This window comes from Limimaricola variabilis (assembly GCF_034371605.1).
GTDB lineage: Bacteria > Pseudomonadota > Alphaproteobacteria > Rhodobacterales > Rhodobacteraceae > Limimaricola > Limimaricola variabilis.
Window position 1 is genome coordinate 2349773 of sequence record NZ_CP139691.1, and the last position, 18513, is coordinate 2368285.

Annotated in this window: 20 protein-coding genes; 10 read left to right on the forward strand and 10 right to left on the reverse strand. The window is 69.2% G+C overall.

From position 1 onward, the window contains the following. The first annotated feature begins 80 nt into the window (after nt 1–80). The 5 genes from serA to T8T21_RS11690 all read left to right on the forward strand — a co-directional run bounded on the left by serA (nt 81) and on the right by T8T21_RS11690 (nt 5123). Nucleotides 81–1676: a phosphoglycerate dehydrogenase gene (gene serA / locus T8T21_RS11670; RefSeq protein ID WP_183470135.1), complete on the forward strand. Its 1596-nt coding sequence runs from the start codon at nt 81–83 to the stop codon at nt 1674–1676. 206 nt (nt 1677–1882) lie between these two features. Next, nucleotides 1883–2935 (forward strand): tRNA 2-selenouridine(34) synthase MnmH, encoded by a 1053-nt coding sequence (gene mnmH / locus T8T21_RS11675; protein ID WP_183470134.1) that lies wholly within the window; start codon nt 1883–1885, stop codon nt 2933–2935. Nucleotides 2936–2986: 51 nt separating this feature from the next. Further along, nucleotides 2987–3589, forward strand: a complete 603-nt coding sequence (gene pncA, locus T8T21_RS11680) for a bifunctional nicotinamidase/pyrazinamidase (RefSeq protein ID WP_322335717.1) — start codon at nt 2987–2989, stop codon at nt 3587–3589. Further along, entirely contained in the window at nt 3586–4875 is a 1290-nt protein-coding gene (pncB, locus tag T8T21_RS11685; protein ID WP_322337489.1) for a nicotinate phosphoribosyltransferase, read from the forward strand. The genes pncA and pncB overlap by 4 nt, the downstream gene beginning before the upstream one ends. A gap of 8 nt (nt 4876–4883) precedes the next feature. Beyond that, entirely contained in the window at nt 4884–5123 is a 240-nt protein-coding gene (locus tag T8T21_RS11690; protein WP_085895107.1) for an Lrp/AsnC ligand binding domain-containing protein, read from the forward strand. A 72-nt stretch (nt 5124–5195) separates the two neighbouring features. Here T8T21_RS11690 and arfB read toward each other — a convergent pair whose 3' ends face one another. The 4 genes from arfB to T8T21_RS11710 all read right to left on the reverse strand — a co-directional run bounded on the left by arfB (nt 5196) and on the right by T8T21_RS11710 (nt 9068). Beyond that, entirely contained in the window at nt 5196–5606 is a 411-nt protein-coding gene (gene arfB, locus T8T21_RS11695) for an alternative ribosome rescue aminoacyl-tRNA hydrolase ArfB (RefSeq protein WP_322335718.1), read from the reverse strand. A gap of 333 nt (nt 5607–5939) precedes the next feature. After that, nucleotides 5940–6788, reverse strand: coding sequence for an esterase-like activity of phytase family protein (locus T8T21_RS11700; RefSeq protein WP_322335719.1), 849 nt, complete (start codon nt 6786–6788; stop codon nt 5940–5942). Between the two features lie 4 nt (nt 6789–6792). Then, nucleotides 6793–7710 carry a penicillin-insensitive murein endopeptidase gene (gene mepA / locus T8T21_RS11705; protein ID WP_322335720.1) on the reverse strand — a complete coding sequence of 306 codons (918 nt, stop codon included), beginning with the start codon at nt 7708–7710 and terminating at the stop codon, nt 6793–6795. Further along, a complete protein-coding gene (locus T8T21_RS11710; protein ID WP_322335721.1) occupies nt 7707–9068 on the reverse strand; it encodes an MFS transporter in 1362 nt (453 codons plus the stop codon). Before T8T21_RS11710 ends, mepA begins: the two co-directional genes overlap by 4 nt. Nucleotides 9069–9384: 316 nt before the next feature. On the opposite strand from T8T21_RS11710, the gene T8T21_RS11715 reads away from it, so the two are divergent. Continuing rightward, complete coding sequence (locus tag T8T21_RS11715) at nt 9385–9516, forward strand: hypothetical protein (RefSeq protein ID WP_021692379.1); 132 nt, start codon at nt 9385–9387, stop codon at nt 9514–9516. 46 nt (nt 9517–9562) lie between these two features. Here the strand turns inward: T8T21_RS11715 and T8T21_RS11720 are convergent, their stop codons facing one another. Further along, nucleotides 9563–10135: an acyl-CoA thioesterase gene (locus T8T21_RS11720; RefSeq protein ID WP_183470124.1), complete on the reverse strand. Its 573-nt coding sequence runs from the start codon at nt 10133–10135 to the stop codon at nt 9563–9565. A 164-nt stretch (nt 10136–10299) separates the two neighbouring features. Between T8T21_RS11720 and T8T21_RS11725 the strand changes: the two genes are divergently transcribed. Together T8T21_RS11725 and recQ are read left to right on the forward strand one after the other, a co-directional pair. Beyond that, complete coding sequence (locus tag T8T21_RS11725) at nt 10300–10587, forward strand: YggT family protein (protein ID WP_322335722.1); 288 nt, start codon at nt 10300–10302, stop codon at nt 10585–10587. Between the two features lie 101 nt (nt 10588–10688). Continuing rightward, entirely contained in the window at nt 10689–12737 is a 2049-nt protein-coding gene (recQ, locus tag T8T21_RS11730) for a DNA helicase RecQ (RefSeq protein ID WP_322335723.1), read from the forward strand. Here recQ and T8T21_RS11735 read toward each other — a convergent pair. After that, the gene (locus tag T8T21_RS11735) at nt 12704–13156 is read right to left on the reverse strand and encodes a VOC family protein (RefSeq protein WP_322335724.1); all 453 of its coding nucleotides are present in this window, start codon (nt 13154–13156) and stop codon (nt 12704–12706) included. The genes recQ and T8T21_RS11735 overlap by 34 nt on opposite strands. A gap of 107 nt (nt 13157–13263) precedes the next feature. On the opposite strand from T8T21_RS11735, the gene T8T21_RS11740 reads away from it, so the two are divergent. Together T8T21_RS11740 and T8T21_RS11745 are read left to right on the forward strand one after the other, a co-directional pair. Then, complete coding sequence (locus T8T21_RS11740; RefSeq protein WP_322335725.1) at nt 13264–13836, forward strand: putative glycolipid-binding domain-containing protein; 573 nt, start codon at nt 13264–13266, stop codon at nt 13834–13836. 103 nt (nt 13837–13939) lie between these two features. Further along, nucleotides 13940–14398: a c-type cytochrome gene (locus T8T21_RS11745; RefSeq protein WP_322335726.1), complete on the forward strand. Its 459-nt coding sequence runs from the start codon at nt 13940–13942 to the stop codon at nt 14396–14398. A gap of 4 nt (nt 14399–14402) precedes the next feature. Here T8T21_RS11745 and idi read toward each other — a convergent pair whose 3' ends face one another. From idi to T8T21_RS11765, 4 genes are all read right to left on the reverse strand, one after another. Then, complete coding sequence (idi, locus tag T8T21_RS11750; RefSeq protein WP_322335727.1) at nt 14403–14927, reverse strand: isopentenyl-diphosphate Delta-isomerase; 525 nt, start codon at nt 14925–14927, stop codon at nt 14403–14405. 13 nt (nt 14928–14940) lie between these two features. Next, nucleotides 14941–15261, reverse strand: coding sequence for a hypothetical protein (locus T8T21_RS11755; protein ID WP_322335728.1), 321 nt, complete (start codon nt 15259–15261; stop codon nt 14941–14943). Between the two features lie 65 nt (nt 15262–15326). Then, entirely contained in the window at nt 15327–17897 is a 2571-nt protein-coding gene (locus T8T21_RS11760) for an HWE histidine kinase domain-containing protein (protein ID WP_322335729.1), read from the reverse strand. Continuing rightward, complete coding sequence (locus T8T21_RS11765; protein WP_322335730.1) at nt 17898–18470, reverse strand: biliverdin-producing heme oxygenase; 573 nt, start codon at nt 18468–18470, stop codon at nt 17898–17900. It lies immediately after the preceding gene. Between the last annotated feature and the right edge of the window lie 43 nt (nt 18471–18513).

Consider the following 18513-nt stretch of genomic DNA (forward strand, 5'->3'; position numbering starts at 1 on the left):
TTCGGGGCGCGCGCGCGACGGCGCGCCCCGCTCCCCCATATCCCCGGACGCCTCCCGTCCGACCGCCACAGGAGCATTCCATGCCCAAGGTTCTCATTTCCGACGCCCTCTCCGACGCCGCCGTGCAGATCTTCCGCGATCGCGGCATCGAGGTCGATTTCCAGCCGAAGCTCGGCAAGGACAAGGAAAAGCTCGCCGAGATCATCGGCAATTACGACGGTCTCGCGATCCGCTCGGCCACCAAGGCGACCGAGAAGCTGATCGAGAAGGCCACCAACCTCAAGGTCATCGGCCGCGCCGGCATCGGTGTCGACAACGTCGACATCCCGGCCGCGTCGAAGAAGGGCATCATCGTGATGAACACGCCCTTCGGCAACTCGATCACCACCGCCGAGCACGCGATCTCGATGCTGATGGCCGTGGCGCGCCAGATCCCCGAGGCGAACGCATCGACCCATGCGGGCAAGTGGGAGAAGTCGCGCTTCATGGGCGTCGAGGTCACCGGCAAGACGCTGGGCGTGATCGGCGCCGGCAACATCGGCTCGATCGTGATCGACCGCGCGCATGGCCTGAAGATGAAGGTCGTGGCTTATGATCCCTTCCTGTCGGAAGAGCGTGCCACCGAGATCGGCGTCGAGAAGCTGGAGCTGGACGAGCTGCTGAAGCGCGCAGACTTCATCACGCTGCACGTGCCGCTGACCGACCAGACCCGCAACATCCTCTCCAAGGAGAACATCGCCAAGCTCAAGCCGGGCGTGCGGATCGTCAACTGCGCCCGCGGCGGCCTCGTCGACGAGGCAGCGCTGGCCGAGGCGATCACCGAGGGCCGCGTCGCCGGTGCCGCCTTCGACGTCTTCGCCGAGGAGCCCGCGACCAACTCGCCGCTGTTCAACCTGCCCAACGTCGTGGTCACCCCGCATCTGGGCGCCGCCACCACCGAGGCGCAGGAAAACGTCGCCCTGCAGGTGGCCGAGCAGATGTCGGACTACCTGCTGACCGGCGCCGTCACCAACGCCATCAACATGCCTTCGATCACCGCCGAAGAGGCGAAGATCATGGGGCCGTGGATCGGCCTTTCGGGCCACCTCGGCAACTTCATCGGCCAGATGACCGACGAGCCGGTCAAGGCGATCAACATCCTCTATGACGGTGTGGTCTCGGAGATGAACCTCGCCGCGCTGAACTCGGCGCTGGTCGCGGGCATCATGCGCAAGGTGAACCCGGACGTGAACATGGTTTCCGCCCCGGTGATCGCCAAGGAGCGCGGCATCCAGATCTCGACCACCAAGCAGGACCAGTCCGGCACCTTCGAGGGCTACGTCAAGGTAACCGTGGTCACCGACAAGCGCGAGCGCTCGGTCGCGGGCACGGTGTTCTCGGACGGCAAGCCGCGCTTCATCCAGATCAAGGGCATCAACATCGACGCCGAGATCGGCCGCCACATGGTCTACACCACCAATCAGGACGTGCCGGGCATCATCGGCGTGCTGGGCACCATGATGGGCGAAAACGGCGTCAACATCGCCAACTTCACCCTGGGCCGCAACCAGCGCGCGGGCGAGGCGATCGCCATCCTCTATGCCGACGAAGCGGTCTCCGAAGAGGTGCTGCAGAAGCTGCGCGACACTGGCAAGTTCCAGCAGGTCAAGGCGCTGACCTTCGACGTCGAGGAATAATCCGCCCGCAAGGGACGGGGCAGGGGGCCGCGGCGAATGCCGCGGCCCCTTTGTCGTTCCGGACCCCGACGAACGCACCACATATCTGCGGACCGTCGAACGAGAAGCGCGCCCCCCTCTTCACCATTCTCCAAATACGCAGATCCCGCCCCATCGGCCGGGGACGCCGCTTCCCGGCCCGGCACCGGCCCTGTAGAGAGGCTCGCATGAGCACCCGCTTCGACACCATTCCCGCCTTTCTCGACCACGGCTTCGACGACGTGATCGACGTGCGCAGCCCTGCCGAATACGCCGAGGACCACGTCCCCGGCGCGATCAGCCTGCCGGTGCTGTCCAACGCCGAGCGCGCCGAGGTCGGTACGATCTACAAGCAGGTCTCGCCATTCGATGCGCGCAAGATCGGCGCGGCGCTGGTCGCCAAGAACGCCGCCGCGCATATCTCGGGGCCGCTGGCGGACCGGGAGTATCGCTGGAAGCCGCTGGTCTATTGCTGGCGCGGCGGGCAGCGGTCGAACTCCTTCGCCTCGATCCTGACCCAGATCGGCTGGCGCGCCGAGGTCGTCGAGGGCGGCTATCAGACCTGGCGCCGCCTAGTGCATGACGCGCTCTACGAAACGCCGCTGCCGCATCGTTTCGTGCTGCTCGACGGCTTTACCGGCACCGCCAAGACGGCGCTGCTGCCGCTGGTCGAGGCGCGCGGCGGGCAGGTGCTCGACCTCGAGGGGCTGGCCCATCATCGCGGCTCGCTGCTGGGCGGCGATCCCGACGAGCAGCCGGCGCAGAAGGGCTTCGAGAGCCGGCTCGCCGAAGGCCTCGCCCGGCTCGACCCCACCCGGCCGGTGCTGGTGGAGGCCGAAAGCTCCAAGATCGGCCGGATCACCCTGCCGCCCTCGCTCTGGGCGCTGATGACCCGTGCGCCGCGCATCGAGATCACCGCGCCAATCGAGGCGCGCGCCGCGTTCCTTGCGCGGCAATACGAGGATGTCAGCGCCGACCCTGCGCGGCTGTCGCATCTCCTTGACCAGCTGCGCGCGCATCGCGGTCACGAGGTGGTCGATGGCTGGCAGAAGCTGCTGGCCGAGGGCCGCATGGTCGAGCTTTCGGCCGCGCTGATGGTCGAGCATTACGACCCCGCCTATGCCCGCTCTCGCGCGGCGCACGCGCCGGTCTTCGCGGCGCGGGTCGAGGCCGAGACGCTCGACGCGGCCGGGCTCGAGCGGGCGGCCGATGCCATCGCAGCGGCCATGCGCGGCATTTGACGCAGGCAGGCGAGGGGCTTACCTCGGTGGCACAGAGCTGAGGAGAGAGCCATGCGCCCCGCCAACGAGGCATTGATCGTCATCGACATGCAGAACGACTTCTGCCCCGGCGGCGCGCTCGCGGTGCAGGGCGGCGACGAGATCGTTCCGGGCATCAACGCGCTGATGGACGAGTTTCGCGCCGTGGTGCTGACGCAGGACTGGCACCCGGCCGACCACCTCTCCTTCGCGAGCCAGCATGACGATGCGGCGCCGATGACGATGACCGAGATGCCCTATGGCCCGCAGGTGCTCTGGCCCGATCATTGCGTTCAGGGCTCGCAGGGTGCCGCCTTCCACCCGGACCTGCGCACGGATGCCGACCTGATCATCCGCAAGGGGTTCCGCCGCGAGATCGACAGCTACTCGGCCTTCTTCGAGAACGACCGCGCCACCCCGACCGGCCTGCATGGCTACCTCTCCGAGCGCGGCATCACCGCGATCACGCTGGTCGGTCTCGCCACCGATTTCTGCGTCAACTACTCGGCGCTCGACGGGGCGAAGCTCGGCTACGCGGTCACGGTGATCGAGAGCCTCTCGCGCGGGATCGACCTCGACGGCAGCCTCGGCGCGGCGCGGCAGGCGATGGGTGACGCCGGCGTGGTGCTGGGCTGATGGACATCGCGACCCGCGTCTGGAACCACAAGTGGAAGATCGACCCGATCGTCCGCTCGCTCATCGACACCGATTTCTACAAGCTGCTGATGTGCCAGTCGGTGTTTCGCAACCACCCGACGACGCAGGTCACCTTCAGCCTGATCAACCGCACCAAGTCGATCCGTCTCGCCGAGCTGATCGACGAGGGCGAGCTGCGCGAGCAACTTGACCATATCCGCTCGCTCTCGCTCACCCGGGGCGAAAGCACCTGGCTCAGGGGCAACACCTTCTACGGCAAGCGGCAGATGTTCCGCCCCGACTTCATGGAGTGGTTCGAGGGGCTGCGCCTGCCGCCCTACCATCTCGAGAAACGCGACGGGCAGTACGAGCTGACCTTCGAGGGCGCCTGGCCCGAGGTGATGCTGTGGGAGATCCCGGCGCTCGCGGTGCTGATGGAGCTGCGCTCGCGCGCGGTGCTCAACGACATGGGCCGGTTCGAGCTGCAGGTGCTCTATGCCCGCGCCATGACCCGCACCTGGGAAAAGGTCGAGCGGCTGCGCGGCACCCAAGGCCTCAGGATCGCCGATTTCGGCACCCGCCGCCGCCATTCCTTCCTGTGGCAGGACTGGTGCGTGCAGGCCATGCTCGAAGGCATGGGGTCGAGCTTTGCCGGTACCTCGAACTGCCTGATCGCCAAGAACCGCGATCTCGAGGCGATCGGCACCAACGCGCATGAGCTGCCGATGGTCTATGCCGCGCTTGCCGACAGCGACGCAGAGCTGGCCGAGGCGCCCTACAAGGTGCTGGCCGACTGGCATGACGAGCACGAGGGCAACCTGCGCATCATCCTGCCCGACACCTACGGCACCGAAGGTTTTCTCGAGCGCGCGCCCGACTGGCTCGCCGGCTGGACCGGCATCCGCATCGACAGCGGCGATCCCGCGACCGGGGCCGAGACGGCGATCCGCTGGTGGCAGGACCGCGGCGAGGATCCGCGCGAGAAGCTGGTGATCTTCTCCGACGGGCTCGACGCCGAGAAGATCCTCGAACTGCATGCCCGCTTCTCGGACCGGGTGAAGGTGAGCTTCGGCTGGGGCACGATGCTGACCAACGACTTCAAGGGGCTGGCCGGCGACGCGCTGGCGCCCTTCAGCCTCGTCTGCAAGGCGGTGGCGGCCGAAGGGCGGCCCACCGTGAAGCTCTCCGACAATCCCGAGAAGGCGATGGGCCCGGCGGACGAGATCGCCCGCTACAAGCGCGTCTTCGACGTCGGCCCGCAATCCCCCATTCCCGTCACCGTCTGAGGTCCGCCATGTCGCTCCCGCTTTTCGTCCAGATCCGCTGCAAGCCCGGCACCACCTACAAGGTGGCCGACGCCATCGCGCTCAAGGAGATCCATTCCGAGCTGTATTCGACCTCGGGTGCCTTCGACCTGCTGGTGAAGATCTACGTCCCCGAGGGCGAGGATATCGGCATGTATCTCAACGAGCACCTGATGGGCATCGAGGGGATCGAGCGGACGCTGACGACGCAGACGTTCAGGGTGTTTTGAGGGTCTGCCGAAAACCGGGAGCGCCAGCCTGAGCCCAGTGCATCGCCCCGGCGCCCATGGGAAGATCCGAAGCTAGGGGTCGCGCCGCAGCGCCTTCACCTCACCGCGCTGCTTCTTCGCCTCCAGCCGCCGCCTGACGCTTCCCTTGGTCGGCTTGGTCGGAATCCGGCGCTTCGGCACCTCGGTCGCCTTGGCGATCAGCTCGGCCAGGCGCTCGCGGGCGATCTCGCGGTTGCGGGGCTGGTGGCGGGTGTCCTGAACGAAGATCACCACCGCGCCGTCATTGGTCCAGCGCCGCCCCGCCAGCCGCTTGAGCCGCCGCTTGACCGGGTCGGGCAGGTTGGGCGAGCGCTCCGCCTCGAAGCGCAGCTCCACCGCCGTGCTCACCTTGTTGACGTTCTGGCCGCCGGGGCCGGACGCGCGGGTGAACTGCTCGGTCAGCTCCCAATCCTCGATGGTGATGCGGTCGTCGATCCTCAGCATGCCTGTCTCCAAAGCTCTCGCCTCCGAGATAGCCCGCCCTGCGCGGACATACAAAAAGGGCCGTCCCCGGCGAATGGGGGACGACCCTTCGAAGATCAGGAGGTGGGTCGGTTAGACCGTGATCCACCTGGGGGGTGAGCGGACGAGGGCTGCCTCAGCCGCGCGCCTCCCAAGCTGTCCCGACACATTTCTCCAATACCCTTCTCGACACTGGATCACCTCCTTTCAGTTGGTTTCGCCTGATCCAAAGCTGGCACGGGACGGCCGATCGTCAAACAGAAATTTATGTGACATTACGCGGCGGAAGGCGAAGTGTGGCCGAACGCGGACAGCTCATTCGTCGAGCGCGTACTCGACGATCTCGGTGCGTTGGAAAAAGCGGAAATTGTCATCGGAGATCATGGTGAGCCGAATCCGGCCCAGATCGTCGCGCCAGACAGAGATCCCCTCGAGGTTGTCGTGCACCCCCAGACCGGTCTCGAGAAGCACCTCCTCGCTGGTGCCGTCGGGTGCGAAACGCCGCACCCGGCTGCGAAAGCCGACGCCCGCGAAATCGCGCTCCAGCAGGTAGAGCTTGCCGTCGGGGCCGAAATCCGCGCCGGTGACGAGATAGGCGCCGCGCCGTGGCAGGCTGAACGGCACGCTCCATTCGCCGTCCTTCCAGCGATAGACCGGGAAGGGCCGGTCGAGTCGACCGGAGCGTTCGGGGATGGTGTAGAGCGCGCCCGCCTCGTCGATCGCCAGCGCCTCGAGCGCGCTGTTGAACTGCATGTCGCGGAAGGCCTGCGGCCGGGGCAGCAGCTCGGGCCCGTCCTGGCCGGTTTCCGAGCGCACCCGCGCCCGCGCCTCGAAGGAGATCCAGCGCCGCCCGTCCGGGCCGATCGCCAGCCCCTCGCTGTCGGCGAGGCTGCCAGTCATGATCCCCTCGCTTCCCGAGCGCAGCGGGTCGTCATGCAGGATCTCGATGCCGGTGATGCGGCCTTCGGCGTCGCGTTCGAAGCGGCCGTCGAAGATCCGTGCGCGATCGCTCAGCGCGACGAAGCCGGTGCCGTCGGTCTCGATCGCCGAGAAGCCGCCGGAATGGTGTTCGGTGGTCGGCCAGACATGGCTGCCGATGTAGTCGGCGCGCTGCTGGTCGGGGGCCCCGCCGGTGAGCAGGGCCGCGAGTACGAGTGCTTTCATCGGATCAGTCGCTCGCCAGCACGGCCGCGCATTGGGCGGGCAGGTCGGCCATGGTGATCTCGCGCTTGGGCTTGGGCTCGGGGGCGTCGGGATCGGCCGGCGGCGCGGGCTTGGGGTTCAGGATGTTGGCCTGCCACTCGCGCGCCTCGGCGCAGCCGTCGCCCGGCGGCGGCGGATCCTGCGGCTCGCAGGACGGGTCACCCGGCAGGCAGTTCAGCCGGACGTGGAAATGGGTGTTGTGGCCGTACCAGGGCCGGACCTTGGAGAGCCAGGCGCGGTCGCCGGTTTCGGCGTCGCACATCGCCACCTTGGCGCCCGGGAAGATGAAGATCCGCGCGGTGCGCGGGTCCGAGGCCGCGGCCTTGACCAGCGCCATGTGCTGCGGCGTCCAGTTGGCGTTGGTATAGGCGCCGCCGCGGGCCTGCATGTCGGTCGAGGAGATCGCCTCGCGCTCGGCCACCGACAGGTTCAGGCGGTCGGTCCGGCGCAGCCAGATGTCGGCATCGATACCGGTCTGGTGGCTGGCATGGCCGGTCAGCATCGGGCCGCCGCGCGGCTGGCTCATGTCGCCGACATAGATGCCGTTCCAGCCCGGCAGGGCGGCCGCCTTGCGCGACAGATCCTGAATGAAGTCGATGGTCTCGGGCTGGGCCCAGTTGCGGTTGCGCGACAGCCGCATCGCCTGCCAGGTCGGCCCGGTTTCGGGCAACTGCGCGGCCCCCGCCTGGCACCCCTTGGAGTAGAAGCCGATCGATTCGGAGCGCTGCGACGAGGCCGTCGAGACATGGCCGAAAAGCTGCTTGGCGACGCGCGTGTCGCTGGTGTTGTGGGTCGATACGACCGCGCGCGGGGCGGGGGCCTCGCGCTCGCAAGCCGCGAGGAGGCCGATCCCCATCAGGGCGGCGAAGAGGGGGCGGATCATTCTGCTCGGTCTCCGTTCTTGTTGACCCACCCTAGCAGAAACAGCCCCAGAGCAAACAGCACGATCACCGGCACGAGCCCGGCGCGCACCGATCCGCTCATCCATGTGGCGAGCGTGATTGACATCGGTGCGAGAAAGGCCGTGGCCCGGCCCGACAGCGCGAACAGGCCGAAGGCTTCGGTCGCCCGCGCCGGGTCGGCATGGCGCACCATCAGGCTGCGCGAGGCCGAGTAGAGCGCCCCGCCAGCGCCGCCGATCAGCGCCCCGCAGAGGTAGAACAGCAGGTCTGGCAGGGTCGAGCCTGCGGGCAGGGCCATGCCGAACAGGCTGTCGCGGGTCATCGAGACGACCAGCAGGCAGACCGCGATCAGGATCCAGATCGCGGCTCGGATCACCGGCTTGGGACCGAGCCGCGCATCCGCCAACCCTCCGGCAAAGGTGAGGATCGCCGCCGAGACCGCGCCGATGATGCCGAAGACGCCGATCTGGATCACCGACCAGCCCAGCACCAGCGTCGCGTAGAGCCCGCCGAAGGCATAGACCGCCGCCAGCGCGTCGCGGTAGAGCATCGACGCGCCGAGAAACGCCGCCAGGCTGGGCCTGTGGATCACGTCGCGCAGCGTCTCGCGCAGCCGTGCCGCCACCGCGCGCAGGCCGACCGGATCGCGCGTCTTGGGACCTGCGTCGCGCACCCAGGCGAAGAAGGGGATGATGAACACCGCGTACCACAGCGCGATCACCGGCCCGACGGCGCGAGTGCCCTCGCGCGCCTCCGCGTCGAGGCCGAAGGCGGGCGGCTTGCCCAGGAGCGTCACCCCCGCCTCGTTCTCGGCGAGAAACAGCAGCATCACGATCAGCGACACCACCCCGCCCCAATAGCCCAGCGCCGCGCCGGAGCCCGAGATCCGGCCGATCATTGGCCCGGTGGCCAGCGAGGGCAGCAGCGCGTTGTTGACGTTGGTGGCCGATTCGGCGGCGACGAAGCCCGCGAAGAACAGCACCAGCGCCGGGATCAGCATCGACCCGTCCGGGGTCAGCACCCACAGCCCCGCCGCGCAGAGCACGGTGATCACCGAAAAGCCGGCGATCCAGGGCATCCGCCGCCCCGAGGCATCGGCCAGCGCGCCCAGCACCGGTGCGGTAAAGGCGATGACCAGCCCGGCGACGGTCTGGCCCATGCCCCACAGGGATTGCGCCGCCGCGTCGGCCTCGGACGCGCCCATTCCCTCGCGGGCAAAGCGTGCGGTGGCGATGGCGGCGAAATAGGGGCCGAAGATGAAGGTCAGGCCCAGGGTGGCGTAGGGCTGCTGGGCCAGATCGAAGATCATCCAGCCCCAGATCCGCTTCTTCGTCGCCATGCCGGTCCCCTCGCACCTGTCGCGGCGGATCTGACAGGGCGGCGGGGGCCGGGGCAAGCGCGGCAGGCCATCGGCGGCGCATCGGTGGCCGAGCGCGGCCCGAACGCCGCGTCGCGAGGCAGGGCGGCGCGCATGAGCGCGCTTGCGGGGCGCCGGGCGCGGGCGTAGATTCGACTTGCGCGCGACACGGTCCCAAAGGGGCCCGCGCGCCCTGCCAGGATCACCGCCCTGACCGTTTCGTCAGGCAACCTTGATTTGCATCGGGACGATCCGTCCGGCCTGTCGCCGGACGGTCCTTTCAGCCTGTGAGATCGTGATGGGAAAAGGCGACAACAAACGCGGCAACCGCGAAGCGAAGAAGCCCAAGCAGGAAAAGCCGAAGGTGCTGGCCACGGCGAATTCCGGCGCGGCCAAGCCGCTTTCGCTCGGAGAGAAGAAGGGCCGCTGAGCGGTCCGACCCAGCGGGTGGGCGCCCGGCGCCCGCCCGCTGCCGTTCAGGCGGCGAGAGTGTCGGTCGCGGGGCTGGCATCCGCCATCGGGGGCCAAGGCCGCTCGGCCTCGGCGCGCACCCAGTCGGCGATCCAGTCGGGCATCGGCGGCGAGGCCGGGTCCTGGCCCAGCACCTCCATCAGCCGCGCCGGGTTGACCACGCCACCGCGCTTGCGGTCGGTGATTGCCAGCCGCACCAGCGCGTGGCTGGTGCATTCGCCATCGCCGCGGAACATCCCCTGCTCGGTATAGACATAGCGGTCGTCCCAGCAGATCGCGCGCGACCGCATGGTCAGCCTCGCGAAGCCCTGCACCCGGCGACGGTAGCGCACCGAAACGCCGGCCACGGCCATGCCCCAGCCCTGCTTTCTCAGCGCGCCGATCACGCCGATCCGCTTGGACAGCGGCATCCGGCCCAGATCGAACAGCGTCAGCGTCCGGCCGTTGTTCAGCTCGTTCCAGAAGTCGAGATCCCACGGCATCACGACGTGGCGGCTTTCATGCGTGCCGGTGATGGGCAGCGGGGCGTCGCCCCTGTGGCGCCAGAACTGCCAGAACATGCGGACGAAGGGATACATCGAAAACTCCGTGGCGAGGATCGCGGCGCAGGCTGCGCGAGGGTGACGCGAAGGTCAACGGGTGACGCGGGGACCGATCGTCGCGTCGGGGCCCTTCGGGATTGCTCTCGCGGGCTTCGCTCCTTACCTGTCTTGGCGACCCCAGAAGCCCCGGACGGACCGCCATGACCTCGCTCTTCCAGATCCTGATGTTGATCCTCGACATCGCGACCTTCTTCATCTTCGCGCATTTCATCATGAGCTGGCTGATCAGCTTCCAGGTTCTGAACCCGCGCCAGCCCTTCGTGGCCCAGGTCTGGGACGGTCTGACCCGCCTGCTGGAGCCGCTCTACGCCCCGGTGCGCCGCATCCTGCCGCAGATGGGCGGGCTCGACCTCGCGCCGCTGGTCGTGCTGGTCGGTATCTATGCCATCGAGATCGTGCTGCGGAACAACGTCGCCGCCTTCTACTGATCGTGCCGCCCGGCGCGGCGCCTGCCGCGCCATGAGCCAGAAGTAACCGAAGGGCCGGGCCGGATGGGGCCCGGCCGCCGTCCCAACGAGGCACGATCCAGATGAGCCCGGTGAGCCACCTGCGCGACGTTTTCGGCTTCGACGCCTTCCGCCCCGGGCAGGAGGAGATCGTCGCGGCGGTGGCGGCCGGGCACGACGTGCTCGCGATCATGCCCACCGGCGGCGGCAAGTCGCTGTGCTACCAGCTGCCGGCGCTGATGCGCGATGGCGTGACGGTGGTGATCTCGCCGCTGATTGCGTTGATGCGCGACCAGGTGCGCGGTCTGCGGGAGGCCGGTGTCGAGGCGGGCGCGCTCACCTCCGGCAACACGCCGGAAGAGACCGATGCCGTGCTCGAGAGCCTGCGCGAGGGACGGCTCAAGCTTCTCTACATCGCGCCCGAGCGTCTGGCCTCCGGCGCCACGGTCCCGCTTCTGCAACGCGCGGGCGCCTCGCTCATCGCGGTCGACGAGGCGCATTGCGTTAGCCAGTGGGGCCACGACTTCCGCCCGGACTACCTCCGTATCGGCGATCTGAAGCGGCAGCTCGGCGTGCCGCTTGCCGCCTTCACCGCCACCGCCGATGCCGAAACCCGTGAGGAGATCACCCGCAAGCTGTTCGACGGCCGCCAGCCCGAGACCTTCCTGCGCGGCTTCGACCGGCCCAACATCCACCTCGCCTTCGCGGTCAAGGACGGGCCGCGCCGCCAGATCCTCGACTTCGCCGACCGTCGGCGCGGGCAGTCGGGCATCGTCTATTGCGGCACCCGCGCCAAGACCGAGGCGCTGGCCGCCGCGCTGCGCGAGGCGGGGCATTCGGCGCTGCACTATCACGGCGGCATGGAGGCCGGGGACCGGCGCGACGCCGAGACCCGGTTCCAGCGCGAGGACGGTCTCATCGTCGCGGCCACCGTCGCCTTCGGCATGGGCATCGACAAGCCCGACATTCGCTGGGTCGCCCATGCCGACCTGCCGAAATCCATCGAGGCCTATTACCAGGAGATCGGCCGCGCCGGCCGGGACGGCGCGCCCGCCGAGACCCTGACGCTCTATGGGCCCGACGACATCCGCTACCGGCGCCAGCAGATCGACGAGGGGCTCGCCCCGCCCGAGCGTCGGGCCGCCGATCACGGCCGTCTCAACGCGCTCCTCGGCCTCGCCGAGGCGCTGGAATGCCGCCGCAAGGTGCTGCTCGCCTATTTCGGCGAGGCGCCGGGCGAGCCCTGCGGCCATTGCGACCTGTGCGACAAGCCGCCCGAGACCTTCGACGCCACGCAGCCGGTGCGCATGGCCCTCTCCGCGGCGCTGCGCACCGGCGAAAGCTTCGGCGCCGGGCACCTGATCGACATCGTCATGGGCAACGCCACCGACAAGGTGAAGCAGCGCGGCCACGAGGACCTGCCGACCTTCGGTGTCGGCAAGGGCCATTCCAAGGCGCAGTGGCAGGCGATCTTCCGGCAGATCATGGGCCGCGACCTGATGCGCCCCGATCCGGAACGCCACGGCGCGCTCCGGATGACCGAAGCCGCGCGGCCAATCCTGCGCGGCGAGGAGAGCATCACGCTGAGGAAGGACACGATCAAGTCCGCCCGCTCCGGCCCCAAGGTGCGCGAGATGGTGTCGGAGGAGGACGCGCCGCTGCTGTCGGCGCTCAAGGCCAAGCGGCGCGCGCTGGCCGAGGCGGCGAGCCTGCCCGCCTATATCATCTTCACCGACCGCACGCTGATCGAGATGGCCGAGAAGAAGCCCGGCACGCTCGACGAAATGGCGCGGATCGGCGGCGTGGGCGCCAAGAAGCTCGAAAGCTACGGGCGCGAATTCCTCGCCGTCATCACCGGTGCGGTCGAGGAAATCCACCCGGCCCGGCGCAAGCTTGCCACGCGCGGCGCGGGCTCGCTCTACGACCGGCTGATGGCGACACAGGCGGAGCTGCTGCGCGGGCCGGAGGGCCATGACAAGCCGATGAGCTGCTCGGCCAAGGAACTGGCGCGCGTGGCCGCCGCCCGGCCGCGCGACATGGCCGACATGGAGCGGCTGCTCGGTCCACGCCATGCCGAGCGGTTCGGCGCGGCCTTTCTTCAGGTCTTCGAGGAAAGCTCCGAGGAATCATAGGCCACCAACTCGACCGTGTTGCCCTCGGGATCGGTGGTGAACACGCCGCGCCAGCCGATCCAGCCGAAATGCTGGACCCGGTAGGGCTGACCGATCCGCTCGTACCACGCCACCACCTTGTCCTGCTCGGCGTAGTCCATCGACAGCGCGAGATGATGCAGCGAGGAGCGTGCGCCGGTCTCGGGCGTACCTGCGGGCGCGGGCACCGCGACGCCGCCCGCGTCATGGGCAAACAGCGCGATCACGGCGGTATGGCCGGCATGGCCCTCGGCGACCTTGAGAAAGATGATCGGGTCATCATCCGCGCCGGAGAGTCGTTCCAGCCCGATCACCTCCTCGTAGAAGCGGGCCATGCGTGCCGGATCGGCGCAGCGGATGGCGATTTCTCCGATCGCGCGGGGGCGGAAGGGCGGGGTCATGACCGGGAGGCTAGGCAGGCCGGGCCCGCCCGGCAAGTGCCTAGAATCGTGGACAGGATGGCCGAGGCCGTGCCAGCATCGGGCGAACGCCGCAGGAGGTTTCCGTGATGACCGGCACCACCGTCGCCAGCGTGATCTGGCACAGGCTCGACCGCGACGGCACCGATCGCTGCCGTCTCGCCCGGCTCGACGAGGGCTGGCTGATCATGGGTCACGCGCGCTGGGACGAGGCGGGCGAGGAGGTCGCGCTCGACTACGCGCTGCGCTGCGATTCCGACTGGCGGTGCCTCGGCGCCGACGTGACCGGGCTGCGCGGTCAGGCGCCGGTGGCCTACCGGATATCGCGTGAGGGCGCGGGCTTCGCGCTCGAGGGGCAGGCGCCGGTGCAGGGCGAGGATCTCGACCTCGGCTTCACCCCGGCCTGGATGGTGGTGCCGCTGAACCGGCTCACCCTGCCGGACGCGCGGCCCCGCATCCTCGAGACGGCGCGGTTGCGCGCCAGCGATGGCGGTCGGCTGGAGCCACTGGGGCACAGCTTCGCGCGGCTGCGCGGCGGGCTCGACCACGCGATCCCGGCTCTGGGCCGCGACGCGCGGCTGTCCTTGCACGAATGCGGCTTCGTGACCGCCGACCCGGGTCTGTGGCAGGGGGCGGTGACGACGGAGGGGCGTGCGGAGTGACGACACGATCCCGTGTCGCGCCGGGGATTGGAAGCCCCGGCCGGAGCCTGTATCTGCTAGACTGACTGGGGCAACGGTCACTTACGGGTTCAAGGAGATCTCGATGGATTTGCTGTCTAGAGGCGCGGCGCTGGCCTTGGCCGGGCTGGGGCTCGGTGCGGCACCGGTCGCGGCGCAGGATATCGCCAATGGCGAGTTGCAGTTCGGCCGGCAATGCGTGGCCTGTCACGTGGTGCGCGACGAGGACGGCCGCGTGCTCGCCGGGCGCAATGCCCGGACCGGCCCCAACCTGCACGGCCTTGAAGGCCGGAAACTGGGTTCGGTGGAGGGATTCCGTTACGGCGACGCGATCACCGCACTGGGCGAGCGCGGCGTCGAATGGAACGAAGAGCGCTTCGTGGCCTATGTCATGGATCCGACTGCCTGGCTGCGGGCCGAACTCGACGACCGGCGGGCGCGCGGCAAGATGGCCTACCGGGTGCGCGATCCCAAGGATGCCGCCGATATCTATGCCTATCTGAAGGGCCTCGCCCCGGCCGAGTCGGCCGAAGCACAGCAATAGGGCGTCAGCCCAGTAGGCCCGGCTGCCGCATGTAGACCCCAAGCCAGGGGGTGTAGCGGCCGGGTCGCGCCGCCAGATCGGCACGCAGCGCCTCGGGCGCGATCCAGGCGGTGTCCTGCACTTCGGCCGGATCGGGGCGCGGCTCGGGACGGGCTGTGGGGCGGCTGACAAAGACCTCGACAAGCTCGTGCTCGATCAGGCCAGCCCCGACATCGGCGCGGTATTCGATCTGGCCCGCCGGTTGCAACGGAAGGTCGTGCAATCCCAGCTCCTCGCCCAGCCGCCGACGCGCGCATTCCTCGGGCGCCTCGCCCCAGAGCGGGTGGGTGCAGCAGCTGTTGGTCCACAGCCCGGGGGTGTGGTACTTGGCCGCCGCGCGCTGCTGCAGCAGCGTCTCGCCCTGCCAGATCACGAAGACGCTGACCGCCGGGTGGCGCAGACCGCGCCGATGCACCTCAAGCTTGTCGACCGGGACCAGCCGGTCGTCGACCCATGCCGGGATCTCGAAGGCGTCGGGGTTCTCCGGCATCGGCGCGTCCGGTTCAGATCGCCGTGGCAGGGGCAGCCGCCGGGGCGGGGCGGGTCTGCACCACCATCCGCCCGCCGAGCGCGTCGCAGCTCACGGTGACGATCTCGCCCTCGTCGTTGAAGCGGACGATGCGGATCTCGGAGGTCTCGGCCAGCACGGCGGGCTCCTGGCCGATCCGCGCTGCCGTCTCCTCGATCCGCGACAGGCATTGCGGGAAGGCCATCGGCACCTCCTGGTCGACCGGCGTGGGCGCAAGCGAGGCGGCCTCGCAACCTGCCAGCGTCGCCGCCCCGATGAGCGCCAGTGCCGCCTTGCGCGCCGTGAATCCCGCCATGCCGTCTCTCCTTTGCCGATTGCCGGCGCAGACTGCCGCGCCGCGCAGGCGGCGTCCAGTGCCGATCATGCCGCGGACTCCGCCAGAAGCTTCGAAAATCCCTGCCGCATGCTGCGCTTGGTGAAGGGCTTCTTGATGGTGGGGGCCGGGGGATAGGCGGCGGCGATGTCCTCGGTCGCGCCGTAACCGGTGGCGAGCAGGAAGGGCACGCCCCGCGCGCGCAGCACCTCCGCCACCGGCACCGAGGTCTCGTGGCCAAGATTGACGTCGAGCAGCGCGATGTCGAACTGCTGCGCCTCGATCAGGCGCAGCGCCGCGCCGACGCCGCTGGCGGTCTCGACCGCCTCGCAGCCCAGCTCGGTCAGGATGTCGGAGGCGTCCATCGCGATGATCATGTTGTCCTCGACGATCAGCGCCCGGCCCGAAAGGCGCGGCGTGTCGGCTGCGCCACCGGCCAGATCCTCGGCCTCCTGCTCCTTGCCGCGCGGCGCCGCGTCCGAGACGAAGCGCGCCGGGATCCGGAACCGCGCCTCGACCCCGGTCAGCGCGAAGCGCAGCTCGGCCTCGCCGCCCAGCTCGAAGGGCACCGAGCGTTCGATCACCGTGGTGCCGAAGCCGCGACCGCTGCCCTGGGAGGCGCGGAGCGGCGCGCCGCCGCGTTCGCGCCACTCGATCCCGAGCGTCCCGTCGGCCTCGCGCCGCAGCCGCACCTCGACCCGGCCATGCCCGTCGCGCAGCGCCCCGTATTTCGCGGCGTTGGTGACCAGCTCGTGCACCACCAGCGCCAGCGTCGAAAAGGCCTCGGTCGACAGCGCCACGTCGGCGCCTTCGATCCGCAGCCGGGTCGCGCGGTCGGCGACGAAGGCGTCGATCTCGGTCTCGATCAGCGCGCGCAGCGAGGCGCCGTCCTTCTGGGCGGTGGTGAGCTGGTCATGCGCCCGCGCCAGCGCGTCGATCCGGCCGTCGAGCACGCGGCCGTATTCGGCCACCGAATTCGCCTCGGCGCGGCTTTGCGACACCAGGCTGCGGACCAGGTTGAGGATGTTGCGCACCCGGTGGTTCAGCTCGGCGATAAGCAGTTCCTGACGCTCCTGCGCGCGCTTGCGCTCGGCGATCGAGTCGTCGGCGATCTTGAGCACCACTTCGAGCAGGGTGATGCGCAGGATCTCGGCGGCGGCGATCTCGCTGTCGGTCCAGGGCGCGCTTTGCTGGCGCACGGTCTCGGTCCAGGCCTCGAAGCTCTTGCGCGGCGTGAGCCGCAGCCCGTTGGGTCCGGGCTGCGCCGGCTTGGCCGGATCACCCGCCCAGGTCACGTCCTGGATCTGCTCGCGGCGGAACAGCACGATGTAGTCGCGCAGGCCCCGCCCGATCGGCAGCGCGAGCATGCCGGCGGCGCGCTCGGCAAAGGCCGCTGCGGGCGGGTATTCGTCGACCAGACGGTCGTTGGAATGCACCTGCCGGGCCTGCCTGCGGGCGAGGTGGCGCTGCAGACCGGTGAATTCCTCCTCGGTGGGGGTGGCGCCCACCGCATGGAAACGGTCGTTGATCCAGATCGCCATCCCGTCGAAGGGGATCACCTCGCCGATCTCCTGCGCGATGGTGCCGAAATTGTCGGCGATCGCCGCGCCGTCGGTCATCCGCGACAGCAGGGTGCCGTGCAGCACCCGCGCCCGCGCCACGCTGGCCCGCTCGGCGGCGTTCTCGACGGCGGCGATCTCGTAGGAGAGCAGCTGGGTGAACAGCTCCACCGCCGAACGCTTCTCGTAATCCACCGCATGCGGCGCGCCGTGATGGCAGGCGATCAGCCCCCACAGCTCGCCATCGCGCAGGATCGACACAGACATCGAGGCCGCGACGTTCATGTTGCGCAGATATTCGAGATGGATCGGGGAGACGGCCCGGGTGACCGACATCGACAGGTCGAGCGGCTGGCCCGCCCCGGTCAGCGCCGGCTCGATCGGCTGCGGCTCCGCATCGACGTCGCGGATCAGCCGGATCGGGTTGCGGACATAGAGCGCGCGCGCCTGCGAGGGGATGTCACTGGCCGGAAAGCGCAGCCCGAGGAACGGGGTCAGGCCCGGCGCTGCCGCCTCGGCAATCACCCGGCCGCTGTCGTCGCGCTGGAACTGGTAGATCATCACCCGGTCGAAGCCGGTCATGGCCCGCACGGCGCGCGCCGCCTCGCGCGCCATGACGTCGATCTCGGGGCGGCGGCGGACCCGCGCGATCAGCGGCTGGACCAGCGCCATCTCGTCGCGCGCCGCTGACTGCTCCTTGGGTTCGAACTCGAAAACGTAGAGGTCCTGCGACATATGCACGGAGACGTCGAAGGCACGGCCGTCGCCCATGAGGTCGAGCCCGTAGATCCGCGCCGCACCGCTGCCATGGCCCAGCATCTGAACCCTGCCGCGCAGGTCATGCACCACCTGTCCCGGGAACAGCTCGCCCAGTTGCGTGCCCACCGGCGCGGTCTCCAGCCCCAGCATGGCGCCGGTATTGGCCGAGGCGTGCTGCACCGCCCAATCCGTGGAAACGGCGAGCAGGCAACCATAGGGTTGCACATGGCCGAGGAACTGGATCGGCTCACGGTCGCAATTGCTGAGATCCACCGAATGTGGAGCGGGGGAAGCGGTCATTCAGGTGGTCCATTCGGGGCTGAGGCAGGGCGGCTTGCACGCAGCATGACCCGCGGTCACGAAGAGGTCAAACAGCGCGCCTGCCTCGGCGATGATGGCATCGGGCCCGGTGCCCGACCCGCCAAGTGCTTCGGCGCCGTCGCAAAAACGCCGCCACTGCCCGGTGAGCGGCGGCAGCGTCAGATAGCGCCCGGCGTCTTGCAGCACGGGGTCCGTCGCCGCCGCCCAGCGCCGGCGCAGCAGCTGACTGCCCAGCCGCGAGCCAAGCAGCACGTAATCCTGCGCTTCGGGCTGCGTCAGCTGAAGCGGCGGCAGCGGGGGCGGGACCACGGCGCCCAGCGTGGCGAGATCGGCGTCGATCGCCTCGATCATCCGGGTCAGCAGCGCGGGCTCGATGAGCCCGCCCGGTGCCGGGCGTATCGCCGCAAAGGCGGTGCGATGCGCGGAGAGAAACCCCATCAGCCCCGGCCGGGTGGTGAGATCGAAGCGGGAGAAGAGCGTGTCGAGCCGGGCGTGGCGCGCTGCCAGGTCCCGCTTCAGGCGGGTCCGCAACGTCGAGTCGGTGGTGGTCAAGGCGTTCGGTCCCCGGATCGTGAATGCCCGGTTTCGCGGGCAT